The 20215-nt window shown below is 51.2% G+C and carries 20 protein-coding genes; all 20 read left to right on the forward strand.

Annotated elements, in window-relative coordinates; translation table 11 throughout:
* The first annotated feature begins 58 nt into the window (after window positions 1–58).
* The 20 genes from fliH to AC6IB1_RS05985 all read left to right on the forward strand — a co-directional run bounded on the left by fliH (window position 59) and on the right by AC6IB1_RS05985 (window position 20209).
* Window positions 59–1072: a flagellar assembly protein FliH gene (gene fliH, locus AC6IB1_RS05890; protein ID WP_497568209.1), complete on the forward strand. Its 1014-nt coding sequence runs from the start codon at window positions 59–61 to the stop codon at window positions 1070–1072.
* Window positions 1056–2372, forward strand: a complete 1317-nt coding sequence (fliI, locus tag AC6IB1_RS05895; RefSeq protein WP_497568210.1) for a flagellar protein export ATPase FliI — start codon at window positions 1056–1058, stop codon at window positions 2370–2372. The genes fliH and fliI overlap by 17 nt, the downstream gene beginning before the upstream one ends.
* Before the next feature lie 7 nt (window positions 2373–2379).
* The gene (gene fliJ, locus AC6IB1_RS05900) at window positions 2380–2826 is read left to right on the forward strand and encodes a flagellar export protein FliJ (protein ID WP_497568211.1); all 447 of its coding nucleotides are present in this window, start codon (window positions 2380–2382) and stop codon (window positions 2824–2826) included.
* Window positions 2827–2918: 92 nt separating this feature from the next.
* A complete protein-coding gene (locus tag AC6IB1_RS05905; RefSeq protein WP_497568212.1) occupies window positions 2919–4727 on the forward strand; it encodes a flagellar hook-length control protein FliK in 1809 nt (602 codons plus the stop codon).
* 64 nt (window positions 4728–4791) lie between these two features.
* The gene (fliL, locus tag AC6IB1_RS05910) at window positions 4792–5289 is read left to right on the forward strand and encodes a flagellar basal body-associated protein FliL (protein ID WP_497568213.1); all 498 of its coding nucleotides are present in this window, start codon (window positions 4792–4794) and stop codon (window positions 5287–5289) included.
* A 7-nt stretch (window positions 5290–5296) separates the two neighbouring features.
* Window positions 5297–6358, forward strand: coding sequence for a flagellar motor switch protein FliM (fliM, locus tag AC6IB1_RS05915; RefSeq protein ID WP_497568214.1), 1062 nt, complete (start codon window positions 5297–5299; stop codon window positions 6356–6358).
* Between the two features lie 21 nt (window positions 6359–6379).
* Complete coding sequence (fliN, locus tag AC6IB1_RS05920) at window positions 6380–6769, forward strand: flagellar motor switch protein FliN (protein ID WP_005506661.1); 390 nt, start codon at window positions 6380–6382, stop codon at window positions 6767–6769.
* Between the two features lie 121 nt (window positions 6770–6890).
* Window positions 6891–7280: a flagellar biosynthetic protein FliO gene (gene fliO / locus AC6IB1_RS05925; protein WP_497568215.1), complete on the forward strand. Its 390-nt coding sequence runs from the start codon at window positions 6891–6893 to the stop codon at window positions 7278–7280.
* Window positions 7270–8103: a flagellar type III secretion system pore protein FliP gene (gene fliP / locus AC6IB1_RS05930; RefSeq protein WP_497569092.1), complete on the forward strand. Its 834-nt coding sequence runs from the start codon at window positions 7270–7272 to the stop codon at window positions 8101–8103. Before fliO ends, fliP begins: the two co-directional genes overlap by 11 nt.
* Window positions 8104–8112: 9 nt before the next feature.
* Window positions 8113–8382 (forward strand): flagellar biosynthesis protein FliQ, encoded by a 270-nt coding sequence (gene fliQ / locus AC6IB1_RS05935; protein WP_005506653.1) that lies wholly within the window; start codon window positions 8113–8115, stop codon window positions 8380–8382.
* A 13-nt stretch (window positions 8383–8395) separates the two neighbouring features.
* The gene (fliR, locus tag AC6IB1_RS05940; RefSeq protein ID WP_497568216.1) at window positions 8396–9193 is read left to right on the forward strand and encodes a flagellar biosynthetic protein FliR; all 798 of its coding nucleotides are present in this window, start codon (window positions 8396–8398) and stop codon (window positions 9191–9193) included.
* A complete protein-coding gene (flhB, locus tag AC6IB1_RS05945; RefSeq protein WP_497568217.1) occupies window positions 9193–10326 on the forward strand; it encodes a flagellar biosynthesis protein FlhB in 1134 nt (377 codons plus the stop codon). The genes fliR and flhB overlap by 1 nt, the downstream gene beginning before the upstream one ends.
* A 116-nt stretch (window positions 10327–10442) precedes the next feature.
* Entirely contained in the window at window positions 10443–12548 is a 2106-nt protein-coding gene (gene flhA / locus AC6IB1_RS05950) for a flagellar biosynthesis protein FlhA (protein WP_497568218.1), read from the forward strand.
* 30 nt (window positions 12549–12578) lie between these two features.
* Complete coding sequence (flhF, locus tag AC6IB1_RS05955) at window positions 12579–14147, forward strand: flagellar biosynthesis GTPase FlhF (RefSeq protein ID WP_497568219.1); 1569 nt, start codon at window positions 12579–12581, stop codon at window positions 14145–14147.
* Window positions 14140–15027, forward strand: coding sequence for a P-loop NTPase (locus AC6IB1_RS05960; protein ID WP_497568220.1), 888 nt, complete (start codon window positions 14140–14142; stop codon window positions 15025–15027). Before flhF ends, AC6IB1_RS05960 begins: the two co-directional genes overlap by 8 nt.
* On the forward strand, window positions 15020–15742 hold the full coding sequence (locus tag AC6IB1_RS05965) for an RNA polymerase sigma factor FliA (protein WP_497568221.1): 723 nt from the start codon (window positions 15020–15022) through the stop codon (window positions 15740–15742). The genes AC6IB1_RS05960 and AC6IB1_RS05965 overlap by 8 nt, the downstream gene beginning before the upstream one ends.
* Window positions 15743–15791: 49 nt before the next feature.
* Entirely contained in the window at window positions 15792–16160 is a 369-nt protein-coding gene (cheY, locus tag AC6IB1_RS05970; protein WP_005506645.1) for a chemotaxis response regulator CheY, read from the forward strand.
* A 35-nt stretch (window positions 16161–16195) separates the two neighbouring features.
* Entirely contained in the window at window positions 16196–16921 is a 726-nt protein-coding gene (locus AC6IB1_RS05975; RefSeq protein WP_497568222.1) for a protein phosphatase CheZ, read from the forward strand.
* Window positions 16922–16930: 9 nt separating this feature from the next.
* Window positions 16931–19075, forward strand: coding sequence for a chemotaxis protein CheW (locus AC6IB1_RS05980; RefSeq protein WP_497568223.1), 2145 nt, complete (start codon window positions 16931–16933; stop codon window positions 19073–19075).
* A gap of 18 nt (window positions 19076–19093) precedes the next feature.
* Entirely contained in the window at window positions 19094–20209 is a 1116-nt protein-coding gene (locus AC6IB1_RS05985; protein WP_497568224.1) for a protein-glutamate methylesterase/protein-glutamine glutaminase, read from the forward strand.
* Window positions 20210–20215 lie beyond the last annotated feature (6 nt).

Below are 20215 nucleotides of genomic sequence, written 5' to 3' on the forward strand. Positions count from 1 at the left end.
TTTAGGGGCAAAGTCAACATCAATTACGTTTGAACACTGAGTTTTATAAGGTAGCTGCATGAGTTTAGAGCGTCGTCGCGGATATATTCGCACCAGCGAACAGTCAGAAGACGTTCTCGAGCGTTGGGATATTCCTGACTATAACCCGGTTGATGCACCGCCGCGTGACACGGCGATGAACTATGATCCAGGGTGGGAGCCGTCTGAGATCATTGAAGATGATCAGGAATCGGAGCTTGATCTGTCAATGCTGACTGCGGATGCTTTAGATGAAATCCGCCAGTCTGCCGTCGAAGAAGGCATGGCCGAAGGCCGTGAAGCGGGATTTTCTGAAGGAAAAGCAGCCGGTTTTGAAGAAGGAAAAACCGAAGGCTTTGAGACAGGTAAAGAAGACGGTTACCTGCAAGGGATAGAAGAAGGTCGGCAACTGATTGAAACCCGTTGTCAGCACTTGGACACTATTCTCTCAAAATTGGCGTTTCCTTTAGAGCAAATCGATCACCAGGTACAGAATCAGGTCATTGACATGGTATTGCACCTGGCGAAAGCCGTTATTCAAACTGAGGTGCAAACTAACCCCCAGGTGATCCTCAACACACTGCGTGAGGCGGTCAATGCACTGCCGATGGCCGGGCGTCAAATTACCATTTATTTGCATCCTGAAGATTTAGAGGTGGTCACGTCTGCACACAGTGTCGAATCACTCCGAGAACGGGAATGGCATTTGATTGCTGAACCTTCTCTCAACCGTGGTGATATTCAGGTTGCCTGCGGCGATTCTGTGGTGGATTACCGCATGGAAGATCGTATCTGTGAAATGTTGAGCCGTTTTGCCGGGCAAAATATCAGCAAAGGCCCAAACCCACCGGAAGATGGGATGGGCACTGATGTTCTTCAGGGGGCAGACAAAGTGGTAACTGGTGATATTCCTGAAACACGGGAGACTGAGCCGGTACAGGAAGATCCGGTTCAGACTGACTCACTGGCGAGTCAGTCTGAACCTGAGCGTGCCGACGAAGCGACAACAGACCCCCGCGATGAGGCAGGAGACGAGAATGCTCAACCTGTCTGAACGTTTGAGTGCCCTGAAAACAGACTATTTATCTATCCGACCGGTTGCTTCAGGCAAGCTGGTACGGGTGGTGGGCTTAACCCTGGAAGCCATTGGCTGTCGTGCGCCAGTTGGCAGCCTGTGTAAAGTTGAAACGCTCAACGGCACGGTTGACGCTGAAGTGGTTGGTTTTTCAGGTGAAACACTTTATTTGATGCCGAGCGAACAAATCTCTGGTGTTTTGCCTGGCGCACGAGTGACCCCCATCATCGGTGAGCAGGGCATACCTGTAGGCCTTGAATTGCTTGGCCGTGTGATTGACGGCGTTGGCAATCCACTAGATGGGCTGGGAGACATTTTTACCGGCCAAACGGCCCCTTTCACTCCTGCTGTCATTAACCCGCTGGCAAGAAAGCCTATTGATGCGCCGCTTGATGTTGGCATTAAAGCCATTAATGGTTTGCTCACCGTAGGTAAGGGCCAGCGCATTGGCCTGTTTGCCGGCTCTGGTGTTGGTAAGTCGGTGACCCTTGGCATGATGACACGTGGCACGACGGCACAGGTTGTCGTGGTTGGCCTGATTGGTGAACGTGGCCGCGAGGTCAAAGAGTTCATTGACGAGATCCTTGGGAAAGAGGGCCGTGAACGTGCAGTGGTAGTTGCTGCGCCGGCAGATGCGTCACCGTTAATGCGATTGAAAGGTTGTCAGACGGCACTGACCATTGCTGAGTTTTTCCGCGATCAGGGGTTGGATGTTCTCCTGCTGATGGATTCACTGACCCGTTTTGCTCAGGCTCAACGTGAAATCGCGTTGTCGGTTGGCGAGCCACCGGCTACAAAAGGGTATCCGCCGTCTGTGTTTGCCAAACTACCTGCATTGGTAGAGCGTGCCGGAAACGGCAGCGACGGACAGGGGTCGATCACGGCCTTTTTTACCGTACTGACCGAAGGGGATGATCTGCAGGACCCGATTGCCGATGCGGCGCGTGCGATTCTCGATGGTCACATTGTGCTTTCCCGTGAAATGGCTGATGCAGGCCATTATCCAGCCATTGATGTTGAACGTTCGGTCAGCCGTGTGATGCCCAATATTGTTAATGATGAACATATGCTGATGGCCCGTGCCGTGCGGCAAGTGCTTTCCGTGTGTCGCAAAAACCAGGATTTGGTGTCAATCGGTGCCTATAAACCGGGTACGGACCAGGCAATTGATCAGGCTTTTACGTTAAAGCCGCGTCTGGATATGTACCTGCAGCAGGGCATGAAAGAGGTGGTGCCGTACGACATGTGTGTCAATATGTTACGCTCAACGCTCCAGTAGGTGATGCATGTCTGACGTCGCGATGAAACTTCTCATTGAACAGGCCAAAGAGCAGGAGCGTCATGCTCATCTGGCATTGGTAGCAGCACAACAGGAATTGCAAAGCTACTATATGCAAGTGGAGCAAATTGAGCGCTACCGCCTCGACTATTTCCGCCAGTTGTCTGAACGAGGTCAATCAGGACTGAGTGCCAGCAGTTATGGCCACCTCAACCGCTTCATCGTCCAGCTTGATGAAACACTGGCAAAACAGCGCCAGGTAGCGGTGGATTTTGAAGACAATGTGGAACGTTGTCGAGAGCACTGGCAGACGTGTCGCCAAAAAACCAACTCGTTGGAATGGTTGGTGGAAAAACGCCAGAAGGAAGCAAAAATGCGGGCAGAACGTCTGGAGCAAAAGCAGATGGATGAGTTCGCTACCCTTATTTATTCCCGTCAGAAATCTATATTCTAATATTTTGGCCTGAAAATTGCTTTTTCTTCGTCATAGCTTGCCGGATATACATGCCGGCCTTGAAATGACAACGTGCTTGAAGCGGGATCATCATGAGCCAAACCAGTTTTTTACTTTCCGGTTTATCGAACAGTAACGCGCCTGTCGGTGAAGGTAAAGGCGTTGTGTCTCCAGAACTGATTGAAAATAAAGGGGAAGAATTCTTTCTGACGTTGGCTCAGCTGGTCTCTGGTGACAGTGGATCAGTAAACGCAACCGGGGAAGGTGCGTCGGTAACGGAAGGTGTCACCGCCAGTGAAGACGTCATTAACCAGGTTCTTGTGACATCGCAATCTGGCATCGAAGGAACAGACGGCGAAAACTTGGCGCTGGATGATGAAGCTTTTGACGCTGGTGATGAGCGGGTCGCGACATCAGCCGAGAACGATGAAATTCTTGCGGATGTAGGTCGCAAGCATGTGGCGAAAAAAGATGGAGAAGTATTGCTGCAACGGCTGAATGCATCAAACCAGGCACTTCAGGCAACGCCTGAACATGTTTCACCAGAATGGCAGGACATAAAAACAGGCGTAGTGGAGGCTGATGGCAAAAGCTTGCCGCAGCTATCAGCAAGCACTGAATCAGTAAGTAATGAATTAACAAGTACTGACATGCTGTCTCCGTCATCAAATACTCGGGGAGCTGTGAACCACGATACGGATATCAAATATTCTGCTAATGCACCATCAGAGCCATCGGCCGGGATCGCGGTTGATGCGCTGCTGTCCAAGCCTGTCTACGCCCTCACGGATGAAGAAAAAGTATTGATTCAGCACATGCTTGCCAATATGGATACTGAGACTGCCCCTATTTTTATTCATGCCCATGAATCTGATATTCAGCCTCTCAGCGACACGGAATTGATTGATGAGGTTGATGCTTTGCGTGTATCGACAGCGAAAGCGAGCGAACCTGGTAGCCCTGCCGACGTGCCGGCTCAGGTGGCACCTGAGAGGGTTGCGACCAAAGTCCAGCAAGACGCTGTGATAGCTACCCAGCATACCCAGTTGGCTGATACCAAGGTGAGTGGTGAACCGGAAAAAGCGTTGGTGGATGTTCAGGCCAAAGGCCTGGCATCGGCTGTTCAGACAAACATAAGCCAGGCTGCATCGGCGGTACAGGCGGCGGTGAATCCACAGGCACAACCGGCAGTGTCGCTCCCTGCATATGCGGCAATCCCTTGGACGCCAGCCGCGATGCCAAACAGCCCTGCCCAGACACAATCGGTAACCAGCCAAGCGATGCTTGAATCGACTGCGGCTCAACAAGTGGCAGAAATGGCACACCGGGGGGCGGAAGTAAAAGTGGATCACTTGGCGCAACAATTGGCATCGAGCCTTGGTCACACTGCCAGTACTACAGCCGCTAAACTCGATGCTGCCACAGCCCAAACGCCTTTGCAGATGAACCAGAATCAGGCTGAGGTGGCGAATGCCCTGTCTGAGCGGGTGAACATGATGATGTCGAAAAACCTCAAACATGTTGATATCCGGCTTGATCCGCCTGAGCTGGGACGTCTGCAAATAAAGCTTTCTGTGAACCAGGATCAGGCATCGGTACAGTTCACGGTTGCCAACCAAGCCGCCCGTGATGTGGTGGAGCAATCCATGCCGCGCCTTCGTGAAATGATGCAGCAACAAGGCCTGCAACTGGCGCAGTCCTCTGTCCAGCAGCAAGATGCCGGTGGCAGACAGTCGTTTGCGGGTAGCCAGACGCCATCGGGCGATGGTCAGGGTGGGCAGAATGGACAAGGTGGGTCATCGCGGTTTTCCCACGGGGAGGAGCAAGATGCCGATCATTCCGTGGTAAACCATGATTTCTATGTCAACACGGCCAAAGATCGTGTTGACTATTATGCTTAAAGTAGCACATTTGATGCGCTTGTTTTGGAATTTGTAATGGAATTAATCCTAACTGAGGTCACTCATGGCAGATGAAGATATTGAAGCCGGCGGTAGTGGTGGCGGTAAAAAGAAACTGATCATCATCATTGTTGCCGCATTGCTTTTACTCGGTGGTGGTGGCGGTGCGTTCTTTTTCCTGATGGGGAGCGATAGCGCAGCACAGGATGACATCGTATTGGAAGATCCTGAACCTGTGAGTTTGCAGGCAATTTACGTGACGTTACCACAACCGTTTGTGTTTAACGTCACCGGGGATTCGCAGCAGCGACTGGTTCAGGTGAAAGTCCAGTTGATGGTGCGAGGCGACCAGAATGAGACACTGGCGAAGCAAAACCTGCCTTTGGTTGAACACAGCCTTCTGACAACATTCGGGGCGGCAACCGTTGAGCAATTGCGCACGCCTCAAGGACAGCTGGAAGTGCGCAAGCAGGCTGTCGATACCGTGCAGGCTGCAATGGAAAAAATTACTGGCAAACCCGTGGTTGAGCGGGTGTTATTTACTGGCTTTGTAATGCAATAGGTGCAATGTGACCGATCTCCTCAGTCAAGACGAAATTGATGCACTTCTTCATGGTGTAGATGATGTTGAAGAGGAGGAGCAGGATTCCGGCGGCGACGATATTGGCGCGGCCTCGAATTTTGACTTCTCTTCACAAGACAGGATCGTTCGTGGGCGCATGCCCACTCTGGAGCTGATCAACGAGCGATTTGCACGGCATATGCGGATCAGCTTGTTCAATATGATCCGCAAAACCGCCGAAGTGTCGATCAATGGTGTGCAAATGGTGAAATTTGGTGAGTACCAGAACACCCTGTTTGTACCCACCAGTCTGAACATGGTTCGCTTCCGTCCGCTGAAAGGGACAGCATTGATCACCATGGAAGCGCGACTGGTATTCATTCTGGTGGAAAATTTCTTCGGTGGAGATGGGCGTTTTCATGCCCGGATTGAAGGGCGTGAATTTACGCCAACCGAGCGCCGCGTTATCCAGATGTTGCTCAAGCTGATCTTTGAAGACTACAAAGACGCCTGGGCGCCGGTGATGAGAGTCGAGTTTGAATATCTGGATTCGGAAGTGAACCCGGCGATGGCGAATATCGTCAGCCCGACCGAAGTGATTGTGGTCAGCTCTTTCCATATTGAACTTGATGGTGGTGGTGGTGACTTCCATGTGGTGATGCCATATTCAATGGTAGAACCGATCCGTGAACTGTTGGATGCCGGTATTCAGAGCGACAAGATGGATACTGACAAGCGCTGGTCAAAAGCGCTGCAGGATGAAGTCATGGATGTGGAGGTATCGCTGACAGCAAAATTGCTGGAAACCACGCTTTCTCTACGCGATTTGATGGAGATGGAAGCCGGTGATGTCATCCCAGTAAAAATGCCGGACGCCTGCACGGTTTACATTGAGGATTTGCCGACTTTTCGCGGCAAACTGGGGCAGTCGAATGACAATCTGGCCATCAAGATTACCGAAAAGCTCAAGCGTCCTGAAGTGATGAAGAGTGATGTCACCTTGCTGGAAGACGAACCGATTGAGTTGCTGGAAGACATTAGCGACTTAGGTGAGGCAACGGAAGAATAACTAACACGTTGGTAGATAATCATGAGTGATGTAGAAGACGATTGGGCGGCAGCGCTGGCTGAACAGGCTGAAGTGGAAGGCGGTGATGATGTACAGACTGCCCCGTTGGATGAACTGGTGGATGAAACACCGCCCATCAATGCTGATGAGGCTCGTAAACTGGATGCGATTCTTGATATCCCGGTCACCATTTCGATGGAAGTGGGCCGTACCAACATCAATATCCGCAACTTGCTGCAACTGAACCAGGGCTCGGTGGTGGAACTTGATCGCTTGGCCGGGGAATCGCTGGATGTACTGGTAAACGGCACCCTGATTGCTCATGGCGAAGTGGTGGTGGTGAACGACAAGTTCGGTATCCGGTTAACAGACGTGATCAGCCAAACAGAACGTATTAAAAAGCTGCGCTAACCCGATACATCGATGGTTTCAAACGCTTGACGCCTGCCGCATCGCGGTGGGCGTTTTTTTAGGCCTGAATTTTGCTTAGAGGGTCTATAACCCAAAAGAGACAGGCTGAGAAAAAGAGTTCATGGTTTCCCTGCGACGAATTGCGATTGGATTAATGTTTGCCCCGGCGGCCCATGCTGCTGCACCAGACGGACAGGATCTTGCGACAACCCTGGGTGCGCTGGTGTTGGTTATTGGTGTGATCTTTGGTTTGGCCTGGGTGTTGAAGCGTATGCAGGTTCCCTCCCTGATGAGGGCTAAGGCCGGGCTGAAAGTTGTCAGCCAGCTGCCGCTCGGTCAAAAAGAGCGTGTGGTGGTATTGGATGTGAATGGTGAACAGGTTTTGGTCGGAGTGACACCCCAGCAGATCACCTTGCTCAAAACCCTGAATAATCCGATTGAAGAACGTGAATCCACGACATCTTTCTCTTCCCAACTTAACCATATGTTGAAGAAACATGATGCGTCTTAAATCTGTCACTGCCATTTTTCTGGCACTTTGTTGCATATTTTTCCCTTCTCTGACACTGGCGGAAGAAGAACCAGCACCGGCAGCAGAAATGGTCACTGAAACCCTGATTAATGATGCCGGGGAAGCATCCCTGATTCAGGCTCGTAATGGCGGGGGCATTCCAGCGCTGACGATGACAGTCAACCCGGACGGTACTGAAGATTATTCAGTCACATTGCAAATCCTGGCGCTGATGACGGCGCTGGGATTTTTGCCTGCCATCGTGATTTTGATGACCTCTTTTACCCGGATTGTGGTGGTGATGGCGATTTTGCGTCAGGCTATGGGCTTGCAGCAAACACCGTCAAATCAGGTCATTATCGGCATCGCCATGTTCCTGACCCTGTTTATCATGTCGCCGGTGATTGATCGGATGAATGTTGCTGCTGTTCAGCCCTACTTCAACGAAGAAATTACGGCACGCGAAGCGTTTGACCGCGTGCAGGTGCCATTGCGCGAATTTATGTTGCAACAGACGCGGGTTAAAGATCTCGAAACTTTTGTCAATATGTCCGGTGCACAGGTCACGGAAGCTGAACAGGTGCCGATGACCGTGTTAATTCCGGCGTTTATTACTTCTGAACTTAAAACGGCGTTCCAGATTGGGTTTATGCTTTTCCTGCCGTTTCTGATTATCGATCTGGTGGTGGCTTCAGTCCTGATGGCGATGGGTATGATGATGCTGTCGCCAATGATCGTCTCGTTGCCGTTCAAGCTGATGCTGTTTGTGCTGGTGGATGGGTGGAACCTCATCCTTTCTACACTCGCCGGCAGTTTTGGGTAGGAGTGGGTTATGGCACCAGAGGCTTTTGTTGAACTGTTTCAGGATGCGCTCTACCTCATTCTGATCATGGTGTGCGCCATCATTATCCCCGGCCTGATTGTGGGCTTGCTGGTGGCAATATTCCAGGCCGCCACCTCCATCAACGAACAGACATTGAGCTTTTTGCCCCGTTTGATTGCCACTCTGGTGGCATTGATGGTGTTTGGGCACTGGATGACGCGCATGCTGATGGAGTATTTTTTCCGGCTGGTGGAAGAAATCCCCATGCTGCTCTACTGATCAGGCTAAGGGCATGGAATACCCGGCAAGTATCATTCTCGACTGGTTGGCGCAGTATTTCTGGCCGTTTACACGCATCTCCTCAATGATGATGACGATGACGTTTTTCGGTGCCCGTTTTGTGCCTGTCCGCGTTCGCCTGTATCTGTCCCTGGCCATTACATTTGCTGTGATGCCCGCGTTGCCCCGGGTGCCTGAAACGGTCGAACTGGTCTCCTTTGGCGGTTTTGTTATCCTTGCCCAGCAGATTTTGATTGGTATTGCCATGGGCACAGTTACCCAGTTTGTTATCCAGACGTTTGTGTTGTTGGGCCAGATTATCGGTATGCAATCGAGTCTGGGTTTTGCCTCCATGGTGGACCCGGCCAATGGCCAGAATACCCCCTTGCTGGGTCAGTTTTACCTATTCGTCGCCACCATGATTTTTCTCTCTACTGATGGGCATTTGCAGATGCTTAACCTGGTGGTGATGAGTTTCAAAACCCTGCCGGTGGGTGACATGCTCGGCGCTGCTGATTACCGCGCCATGGCAAGCTGGTTTGGCATCATGTTCAGTGTGGCACTGGGTATGGCACTGGCGGGCATTATCGCATTGCTGACGGTGAACCTTTCTTTTGGTGTGATGACCCGTGCGGCGCCACAGCTCAATATTTTCTCGCTTGGTTTTTCGTTTGCCTTGCTGGTGGGCCTGTTAATCTGCATGTATCTGTTAAACGGTATCTTGCCGCATTACCTGAACCACTGGGACACAGGGGTGAATGCCATCTGTGATCTCATTCGTCTCAACTGTGCTGTCGGCGGAGGTGCCTGATGGCAGAAAATGACGGTCAGGAACGCACAGAAGACGCCACGCCCCGAAGGCAACAGCAGGCGCGGGAAAAGGGGCAGGTACCGCGCTCAAGAGAACTGGCATCGGTCGCCGTTCTTGTGGTGGGAGCTATTGCGCTGATGTGGTTTGGTGAAAGCCTGGGGAACGCATTGATGGCGATGATGCGAAAACTCTTTACGCTCACCCGTGAGGAGATTTTTGATGTTACCTCGCTTGGACTCATCAGCTATGGTGCCATCTTCCATATTTTCTGGCCAATCACCTTTGTACTTCTCATGTTGTTTGTTGCCGGCCTGCTTGGTGCGTCGGCTCTGGGCGGCGTCTCTTTTTCTTGGGAGGCGGCAAGGCCGAAACTGTCCAAAATGAGCCCACTGCAGGGTATTAAACGCATGTTTGGTAAACAAAGCTGGGTTGAGCTTATCAAGTCTATCCTTAAAGTGGCACTGGTCTCGGGCGTTGCGTTCTATCTTATGTGGGCCAGCCTCGATGATTTCTATCAACTGAGTATTGAAACCTTCCCCACCAATCTTTATCACGCGCTGGATATCCTGCTCAATTTCGTGTTGCTGATCTGTTGTTCTCTGCTGGTGGTGGTCGCCATTGATGTGCCATTCCAAATCTGGCAGCACAATGAACAACTGAAAATGACCAAGCAGGAGATAAAAGACGAATACAAGGAAACCGAAGGTAAACCTGAGGTGAAAGGGCGTATCCGGATGCTGCAACGGGAAATGGCACAACGGCGGATGATGGCGGAAGTGCCATCGGCTGACGTGGTGATCACCAACCCGGAGCATTACTCAGTGGCCCTGCGTTATGACAGTAAAATGGATAAAGCCCCGGTGGTGGTGGCCAAAGGCTCTGATTTCCTGGCACTTAAAATCCGTGAAATTGCCGCAGAACATGACATCACCATTGTGCCAGCTCCCCCGCTTGCCCGTGCAGTGTATTACAGCACGGAACTGGAACAGCAGATCCCCGATGGCCTGTTTACCGCCATCGCACAATTACTTGCTTATGTGTTCCAGCTCAAGCAGTACAAAAAAGGACGGGGACGTAAACCCAAACCGCTGGCCGACCAACAATTGCCAATACCGCCGGATTTACGTCGCTGATGTGACACTGAATGGGTATCATCTTGTAACTAGCTGATAAATAGTGGTTTTAAAAGTGGTTCACTTTTTGCTTCTAAGGTTTAAGACATGAAGCCCTGAAGAACATAAAACGACACATGAAGCTTTCTTTGCCGTTCTACGACAAGGTCCAGGACAAAATCCCTTTTAAGCGTGGGCAAGCTTTCCCCGCTATCGGTGCGCCGCTCCTGGTACTTTCTACTCTCGCGATGGTGGTGCTGCCTATGCCACCATTGCTGCTCGACCTGATGTTCTCCTTTAACATTGCGCTTTCTCTGGTGGTGCTGTTGGTGACGGTCTACACGCGAAGGCCGCTTGATTTCGCCGCATTTCCTACTGTCCTCCTGATAGCTACCCTGATGCGCCTTGCGCTGAACGTGGCATCAACCCGGGTGGTACTTCTGCATGGCCATGAGGGGCCGGGAGCTGCGGGACAGGTGATTGACGCTTTTGGTTCTGTGGTGATTGGCGGAAACTATGCCGTGGGTCTGGTGGTGTTCCTTATCCTGATGATCATCAACTTTATGGTTGTCACCAAGGGTGCTGGCCGTATCTCTGAAGTCAGCGCACGTTTCACCCTGGATGCTTTGCCGGGTAAACAAATGGCAATTGATGCCGATTTGAATGCGGGCCTGATTGATCAGGAGCAGGCGCGTACACGCCGTCAGGAAGTGACCAAAGAAGCGGATTTCTATGGTTCAATGGACGGTGCATCAAAATTTGTTAAAGGGGATGCCATCGCCGGTATTTTAATTCTGGCGATCAACATTATCGGTGGCCTTTCCATCGGTATGATCCAGCATGATGTCAGTTTTTCCGACGCCATTGAAATCTACACCCTGTTGACTATCGGTGATGGTCTGGTCGCGCAAATCCCGTCGCTGTTGCTGTCGATTGGTGCTGCCATCATGGTGACCCGCCAAAACACCGACGAAGACATGGGCCAGCAGGTTGTTTTCCAGCTGGTTGATAACCCGAGAGCGCTGATCATTGCCACCGGTATTCTGGTGGTAATGGGGATTGTTCCCGGCATGCCACATATTCCCTTCCTGACGCTGGCGCTGGTTTGTGGCGGTTTTGCCTTCTGGAAAACCAAACAACAGGCCAAAGCCCAAAAAGAAGCCGAGGAAGCGCCGAAACAGGACGTGGTGGCACCCAAGCCTAAAGAGTTGTCATGGGATGATGTCCAGCCTGTTGATGTGATTGGTCTTGAAGTGGGCTATCGCCTGATCCCTATGGTTGACCGTGATCAGGGTGGCGAATTGCTAGACCGCGTGAAAGGGGTGCGTAAGAAATTGTCTCAGGACTTTGGTTTCCTGATCCCGCCGGTACATATCCGCGATAACCTAGAGCTGCCGCCTAACAGTTACCGCATTACCCTGATGGGGGTTGCGGTGGGTGAAGCGGATATTCGTCCGGATAAAGAGCTGGCTATCAACCCTGGTCAGGTTTTTGGTCCCGTGGATGGAGAAGGTACGGTCGATCCGGCGTTTGGCCTTGAAGCCGTGTGGATTGAAAAAGCCCAGCGTGAGCATGCGCAGGCGCTTGGCTATACCGTAGTGGATTCTGCAACCGTATTGGCCACTCACCTGAGCCAGATACTGACCAACAATGCAGAGCGTTTGCTGGGGCATGAAGAAGCACAGAATCTCATCGATATGCTGGCGAAACAGTCACCACGGTTGGTAGAAGGTCTGATCCCGGAACAAATCTCACTGGGGGCAGTGGTTAAGGTGATGCAAAACCTTCTCAATGAAGCCATTCCTATCCGCGATGTGCGGACGATTATCCAGACCCTCTCTGAGTATGCACCGAAGAGTCAAGATCCCGACATTTTAACCGCAGCAGTGCGCATATCATTAAGACGGTTAATTGTGCAGGAAATCAATGGAGTAGCGCCAGAACTGCCAGTAATTACGCTGGTTCCAGAGCTGGAACAGATATTGCATAAGACTATGCAGGCATCAGGCGGTGAATCGACAGGTATTGAACCGGGTCTGGCAGAACGTTTGCAACAGAGCCTGGCGGAGGCCACTCAAAACCAGGAGCTGCAAGGGGAGCCCGCAGTATTACTGACTTCCGGGGTGTTGCGCTCAACACTGGCCAAGTTTGTGAAAAATACCATCCCATCGTTGCGTGTCCTGTCTTATCAGGAAGTGCCGGATGAAAAACAAATAAGAATTGTAAGGGCGGTTGGCAACTGATGTACGCATCAGTAACTCAGGACGACGATTTTGAAAATTAAACGATTTTTTGCCAAAGACATGCGAACAGCCTTGGCCGAAGTGAAAGAAGCACTCGGTGCCGATGCGGTGATCATGTCGAACAAAAAAGTGACGGGTGGCGTCGAAATCGTGGCGGCAGTGGATACTGATGCTCCTACCCGTGACATGCGTAAAGATGCGGCCAGAATGCAGATGGCTCAAAGCATGGATCGCGCCCATCAAGCCCGTCGACTGGCTGATGACACTGTCTATGTTCGCCGTGACATCAATAAGGAAGCAGCACGCAAGCCATTGGGGAGCGCGCTGGGCAGCAAGTTTTCCAGTTTGCTGGACCGTTACCAGTCACAACTGACGGACAGCAAACCTGCTGCTGAGCCCCAGCAGGAAGCCGATTCATTGAGTGCATTGCTGGCGCGCCAGAATGACGCTCAATCAGCCCGTCGACAACATAGTGAGTCCAATGGCAACAGACATGGTACTTACAACACCCCAAACGGGTTTTCACGCAGTCAGCAGCAACAGAAAAGCCAGGAGCTTGACCGTCTTTATCGTCAAAAACGTGATGAAGTGGACCGCCGTGATGACCGCTTTTCAACCCGCAGTGAATCCCGAAAACAGACTACAACACGCCCTGGTAATGAAGAAATCGAAGCCATGCGCAAGGAAATGACCACCATCCGTAACCTTTTGGAACACCAACTTTCCGGATTGATGTGGCAGGAAGTGGAGCGTAAAGAGCCGCTTCGCGCCATGTTGATAAAACGTTTGGAAAAAATGGGTATTTCACCGGTGTTGGCTGACCAACTCGCGGGTTATATTCCGGAAGATACCCCTCCTAATGAAGCGTGGTCTGAACTGCTTGAATTGGTGGCTGATCAGGTGATTACCACCAGTGAGAACCTGCTGGAGTCTGGCGGTGTGATTGCCCTGCTTGGCCCAACCGGTGTTGGCAAGACCACCACCATTGCAAAACTGGCCGCAAGAGCAGCGATGGACTTCGGTCCTGAAGATATTGCACTGGTGACGACTGACACATTCCGTATCGGTGCCCATGAACAACTGGCAACCTACGGCAGAATTTTAGGCTGTCCGGTAAAAGTGGCTAAAGATGCGGATGAACTGGCCGATATTCTGTATCAGTTACGTCACCGTCGACTGATCTTGTTAGATACCGCGGGCATGGGCCAGCGCGATCTTAGGCTATCAGAACAACTTGATACGCTTATCCAGAACAGTGGTTCGCACATTCGAAGCCTCCTTGTATTGCCCGCGACCTCTCAGCGTCGGGTGCTGCAGGAGACGATTGATCACTTCCGACGTATTCCGCTTTCAGGCTGTGTACTGACGAAGTTGGACGAATCCCTCAGCTTGGGAGAATTATTGAGTGTGACCATAGAAAATGCCCTTCCGGTAACCTACCTGGCGGATGGACAGCGGGTGCCTGAAGACATTCGCCAGGCAAGTGGAAAATACCTGGTGAGCAAGGCAAGTGAACTGATGGATCAAGATTCAGAGCAGCGAAACCATTTCTGGAGTCATGATGTACCAGAGTCGAATGCGGCGGACTTTTATGATTGAGACAACCATGCATGATCAAGCTAGCGGCCTCCGCCGCCTGACAAACCCGACTCGCACCAAAGTGATTACCGTCACGGGTGGCAAAGGTGGGGTAGGTAAAACCAATATCACACTGGGTATGGCTGCCGCCATGGCCAAGCAAGGGAAAAAGGTCATGGTGTTGGATGCGGACCTTGGCCTGGCAAATGTCGATGTGTTATTGGGTTTGCGCGTTGGAAAAAATCTCAGCCATGTGATGCAAGGCGTATGCGACCTGAAAGATATCATTCTGGAAGGGCCTCACGGTATGAAAATTATCCCAGCATCTTCTGGCATGCGCGGAATGACAGAATTGAGCACTGCCCAGCATGCGGGCCTTATCCGGGCATTTGGCACGCTGGACGAGGATGTTGATGTCCTGTTGGTGGACACCGCCGCAGGGATTTCCGACATGGTGTTGAGTTTTTCCCGCGCAGCGCAAGATGTCCTGATGGTGGTCTGTGATGAGCCGACATCCATTACCGATGCCTACGCGCTAATCAAGCTGCTAAGCCGTGAACATGGTGTGACGCGTTTCAAAGTTGTTGCCAATATGGTGCGCAGTTATCGGGAAGGACGCGATTTATTTACAAAATTAACGCGGGTAACAGAAAGATTTTTAAATGCTAATCTAGAATTAGTAGCGTGTGTCCCATTAGATGAGCATGTGCGTCAATCTGTGAAGAAGCAACGTGTGGTGATCGATGCATATCCAAAGTCTCCGGCGGCGCTTGCATTGAATGCGCTGGCAAACAAAGCCTTGACCTGGCCAGTACCGCGCAATCCAGGTGGGCATTTGGAGTTTTTTGTAGAGCGGTTGTTAGTTCGGGATGAAGCTGCGGGAGATTACCTCAGTGAATAAAGCGCTCACCTATAGCAGGACAGGCGCTTCGACGGAAACGGTGTTTGAACAATACGCCACGCTAGTGAAGCGCATCGCCCATCACTTGGTTGCCCGTTTGCCGCCGAATGTGCAGGTTGAAGATTTGATTCAGGCAGGCATGGTGGGATTACTGGAGGCGCAGCAAAACTACGATGCCTCTAAAGGGGCCAGTTTTGAAACCTATGCCGGCATCCGTATTCGTGGTGCCATGTTGGATGATATCCGGAAAGGAGATTGGGTACCACGCTCTGTTCATAAGAACAATCGCCAAATCAGCGAAGTGATTGCCCAATTGGAAGGCGAATTAGGGCGGGATCCAAAAGACAAAGAAATTGCGAAACGCCTAGGCATGAGTCTGGAGCAGTACCATCAGGCTCAGAATGACATTAATGCAGGACGACTGATTGGTATCGTTGACCTGGGTGTTTCAGAAGATGCTTTCGTTACAGAAAGTCATCGCGACGAAAACCTTCCTTTTGAGGAGGTAGCCGGGGACAGCTTTAAATCGCATCTTGCGAATGCCATCCGCAGCCTTCCTGAAAGAGAAGCTTTGGTTCTCTCTCTCTACTATGACGAGGAACTTAACCTCAAAGAGATAGGGGCCATTATCGGGGTCAGCGAATCCCGGGTTTGCCAGATTCAGAATCAGGCAATGCAGCGGTTACGGACCAAGCTTTCCTCTTGGTCGAAGTAAGTTTTAACAATAATAAGGAACCTCACCGGAGGCCACTTTGGACACAAACATGAAAATCCTCGTTGTTGATGACTTTTCAACAATGCGACGCATCGTTAAAAACCTCCTTCGTGATCTGGGTTTCAACAATACCGTTGAAGCAGATGACGGCCTAACAGCACTGCCAATACTCAAAAAAGGCGGTATTGATTTTGTCGTCACTGACTGGAACATGCCTGGCATGCAGGGCATTGACTTGCTCAAGAACATCCGTGCTGATGATGATCTCAAACATCTGCCAGTCTTGATGATCACTGCAGAAGCGAAGCGTGAACAAATTGTTGAAGCTGCACAAGCTGGTGTGAATGGTTACATCGTGAAGCCATTTACTGCCGCTACGCTCAAAGAAAAGCTGGACAAGATTTTCGAGCGCATGTGATTTCCCGATTCGCGCAGTGAAGGACTAAAGAGACGATGATAACACTCGACCAAGCTAAAGAGTTGGTCAGTCTGCTCGAAGAAGGGAATCAGGACGCCGCGAACGAATTATTGGTGAAAGTGACCAGTGATACGCGTAATCCGCTCTTCAATGAGGTAGGTAAACTGACTCGGCAACTTCATGATTCGTTAGCAAATTTCCGTTTGGACCCACGTATCAGTGATCTAGCGAACAGTGAGATCCCGGATGCTAAAGATCGCCTGAACTTTGTCATGGAAAAAACGGAACATGCAGCAAACCGTACCATGGATGCGGTTGAAGCCACGCTTCCTATTGCCGATAACCTGCAAGAGTGCCTTTCTCAGGTGAGACCCCAGTGGAATAACCTCATGGGGGGGCGGATTGATGTTGCAAGTTTCAAAGGCCTGTGTCACCAAATCGACGGGTTATTGACACAGGTAGAAGGGGATACCACCAAGCTCCACAGTCAATTGACCGAAATCCTCATGGCGCAGGATTTTCAGGACCTGACAGGTCAGGTGATCCGCCGTGTCATTGAATTGGTGCAAGAAGTAGAAAAACAATTGGTTGAAATCCTGACCGCATTTGGTCTGGATGAAGATCACAAAGAACCAGAAACAGAACAACAATCTGACATTGAGGCGGAAGGTCCTGTTATCTCTGAACAAAAGCGTCAAGAGAAGGAAGTGATGCAGAGTCAGGATGATGTTGACGACCTACTTTCCAGTCTGGGCTTCTAGGGGTGCGTTATGAGCTTTGAAATGGATGAAGAAATCCTGCAGGACTTTTTGATTGAAGCAGGTGAAATTCTTGAATTATTGTCTGAGCAGTTAGTTGATCTGGAAAAGACCCCAGATGATCGGGATCTGCTTAATGCCATTTTCCGGGGTTTCCATACGGTTAAAGGTGGCGCAGGTTTTTTGTCACTCACTGAACTGGTTGAGACATGCCACGGTGCAGAGAACATCTTTGATAACCTGCGTAACGGTGGCCGTGAGCTGACATCGGAAGTGATGGATACCATCCTTCAAGCGCTCGATACCGTTAACGAACAGTTTGCCTGTGTGCAGGAGCGTGAAGCGGTTCCTGCTGCAGCCCCCTCGCTGATAGAAGCCTTGCACAAATACAGCCGCCCAGCCTCTGAGGATGAAGCTACGGAAGCGGCAGCACCGGAACCTGAGCCAGAGCCTGAACCTGAGCCTGTCGTCGAAGCCACTGCTGAAAGCGAAGAAGCCATCGCCGGGGATTCTGTTGACGACATCACCGACGATGAATTTGATCGCTTACTGGATGAGTTGCACGGTGCAGGCAAAGGGCCACAAGCCGGTGACAGTACGTCGACACCGTCGGTTGATGCTGCCTCATCCGGTGGTGATGACATTACCGATGATGAATTCGAAAAACTACTCGACGATCTTCATGGCACAGGAAAAGGGCCACAAGCTGGTGATGTGGCGACGCCTCCTCCGCAAAATGTGTCTGTGGAAAGCCCGGACAGTGACGAAATCACTGACGATGAGTTTGAAAAGTTGTTAGATGATCTTCACGGCAAAGGCAAGAGTCCTATCGCCAGTGAGGCTCCAAAGACCGCTCCAGAGCCACCCAAAACACCAGCGCCGAAGGTAGAGCCTAAACCTGCTCCGAAAGCTGAGCCAGCTGTTGCGAAACCACCCGCGGCTGTGGCAAAGCCGCCTGCCAAAGCTGACGACAAAAAGCCGCCAGCCCCTCAAGTTGAGCAGACTGTACGTGTGAACACATCAACTCTCGACACTATCATGAACATGGTAGGTGAGCTGGTGCTGGTGCGTAACCGTCTGGTGAGCCTGGGTGCAAACAGTGACGATGAAAACATGGCGAAAGCCGTTACTAACCTTGATGTAGTCACTGCAGATCTTCAGGGGGCGGTAATGCAAACACGGATGCAGCCCATCAAGAAAGTGTTTGGCCGATTCCCCCGTGTTGTCCGTGATTTGGCGCGAAGCCTGAAAAAAGACATTGTGCTGGAAATGCGCGGTGAAGAGACTGATCTGGATAAGAATCTGGTTGAGGCTCTGGCTGATCCTATGGTCCACTTGGTGCGTAACTCTGTTGACCATGGTATTGAAATGCCGGATGTGCGTGAGCAAAAAGGCAAGCCCCGTACCGGTACGATTACCTTGGCAGCATCGCAAGAAGGTGACCATATTCTCCTGACCATCGAAGATGATGGCGGCGGTATGGATGCGGACAAGCTGCGCTCTATTGCGGTAAACCGTGGTGTAATGGATGCGGATGCTGCCGCCCGCCTGAGTGATACCGAAGCCTATAACCTGATTTTCGCTGCAGGTTTTTCAACCAAAACGGAAATTTCAGACATTTCCGGCCGTGGCGTTGGTATGGATGTAGTGAAAACCGCGATTACCCAGCTAAACGGTACGATTTCGATCGACTCTGAGCTTGGCCGTGGCACTATCATCTCAATCAAAGTTCCACTGACACTGGCGATATTGCCAACACTGATGGTGGGGATCGGAAACAATCCCTATGCCTTCCCGCTGTCAAATGTGAATGAAATCATCAGCCTTGATCTCTCTAAAACCAATACGGTTGATGGTCAGCTGACGCTGATTGTACGTGAGAAAGCGATCCCACTCTTCTACCTGCAGGATTGGTTATGCCCACGTCGTGGTATCGCCAACCGCGAGGTGGGTCATGTGGTCATCATCCAGATGGGCCACCAGCCAGTCGCTTTCGTGGTGGATTCACTGATTGGTCAGGAAGAAGTGGTTATCAAACCATTGGATGAGTTATTGCAGGGCACGCCGGGTATGGCGGGAGCAACCATTACCAGTGATGGTCACATTGCGTTGATCCTTGATGTGCCGAACCTGCTTAAACGATACGCTGGCCGATAATAATCAAAAAGGAATGACATGGCAGTGAAAGTATTGGTGGTGGACGATTCAAGCTTTTTCCGCCGCCGTGTGAGTGAAATCATCAACGGGGATCCCCGCCTTGAAGTCATTGACTGCGCGGTGAATGGAAAAGAAGCCGTTGAAAAAGCGGCAACGCTGAAACCTGACGTGATTACCATGGACATCGAGATGCCGGTGATGGATGGCATTACTGCTGTCCGCGAGATCATGCAGAGTAATCCGACGCCTATCCTGATGTTTTCTTCGTTAACGCACGATGGGGCGAAAGCCACGCTCGATGCTTTGGATGCGGGTGCTCTCGACTTCCTGCCAAAGAAATTTGAAGACATTGCGCGTAACCGCGATGAGGCCGTGAGCCTATTGCAACAGCGAGTCAATGAGATTGCTCGAAAACGTGCATTCATGAGGCGTCCGCCGCCTGCGGCACGTCCTTCTGCGGCAACATCGACACCAACCCGTGCTGCTACTGGCAGCACGCTGACACCGTCAACAACGGCACGATCTTTACCTGCCAGTCGTTTTAAAACCAGCGGTAAGCGCTATCAACTGGTGGCGATTGGTACGTCTACCGGTGGCCCGGTGGCGTTGCAAAAAGTGTTGTGTGGCCTGCCTGCAAATTTCCCGTTGCCTATTGTGCTGATCCAGCATATGCCATCAACCTTCACCGCAGCGTTTGCCCAGCGTCTTAACGGTCTTTGTAAGATCACGGTGAAAGAAGCACAAGATGGCGATCCGCTTCAGCCAGGAACCGCATATCTCGCACCTGGCGGAATGCAAATGATGATTGATGGTCGCCCGGGTGCTGCACGGGTGAAAATTATCGATGGCGGTGACCGGATGAATTATAAGCCGTGTGTCGACGTTACTTTCGGCTCAGCAGCGAAAATCTATAACGATAAGGTGTTGTCAATGGTACTGACCGGTATGGGTGCAGATGGCCGTGATGGGGCAAGATTGTTGAAACAACAGGGCTCAACGGTTTGGGCACAGGATGAAGAGAGCTGTGTTGTTTATGGTATGCCGCAAGCGGTCGCGAAAGCGGGTATTTCGACAGAAGATTTGCCGTTGGATCGTATCACTGAGCGTATTCTCGTTGAGCTCAATCTTGTTTAAGGAGCG

This window comes from Grimontia sp. THUN1695 (assembly GCF_059704325.2).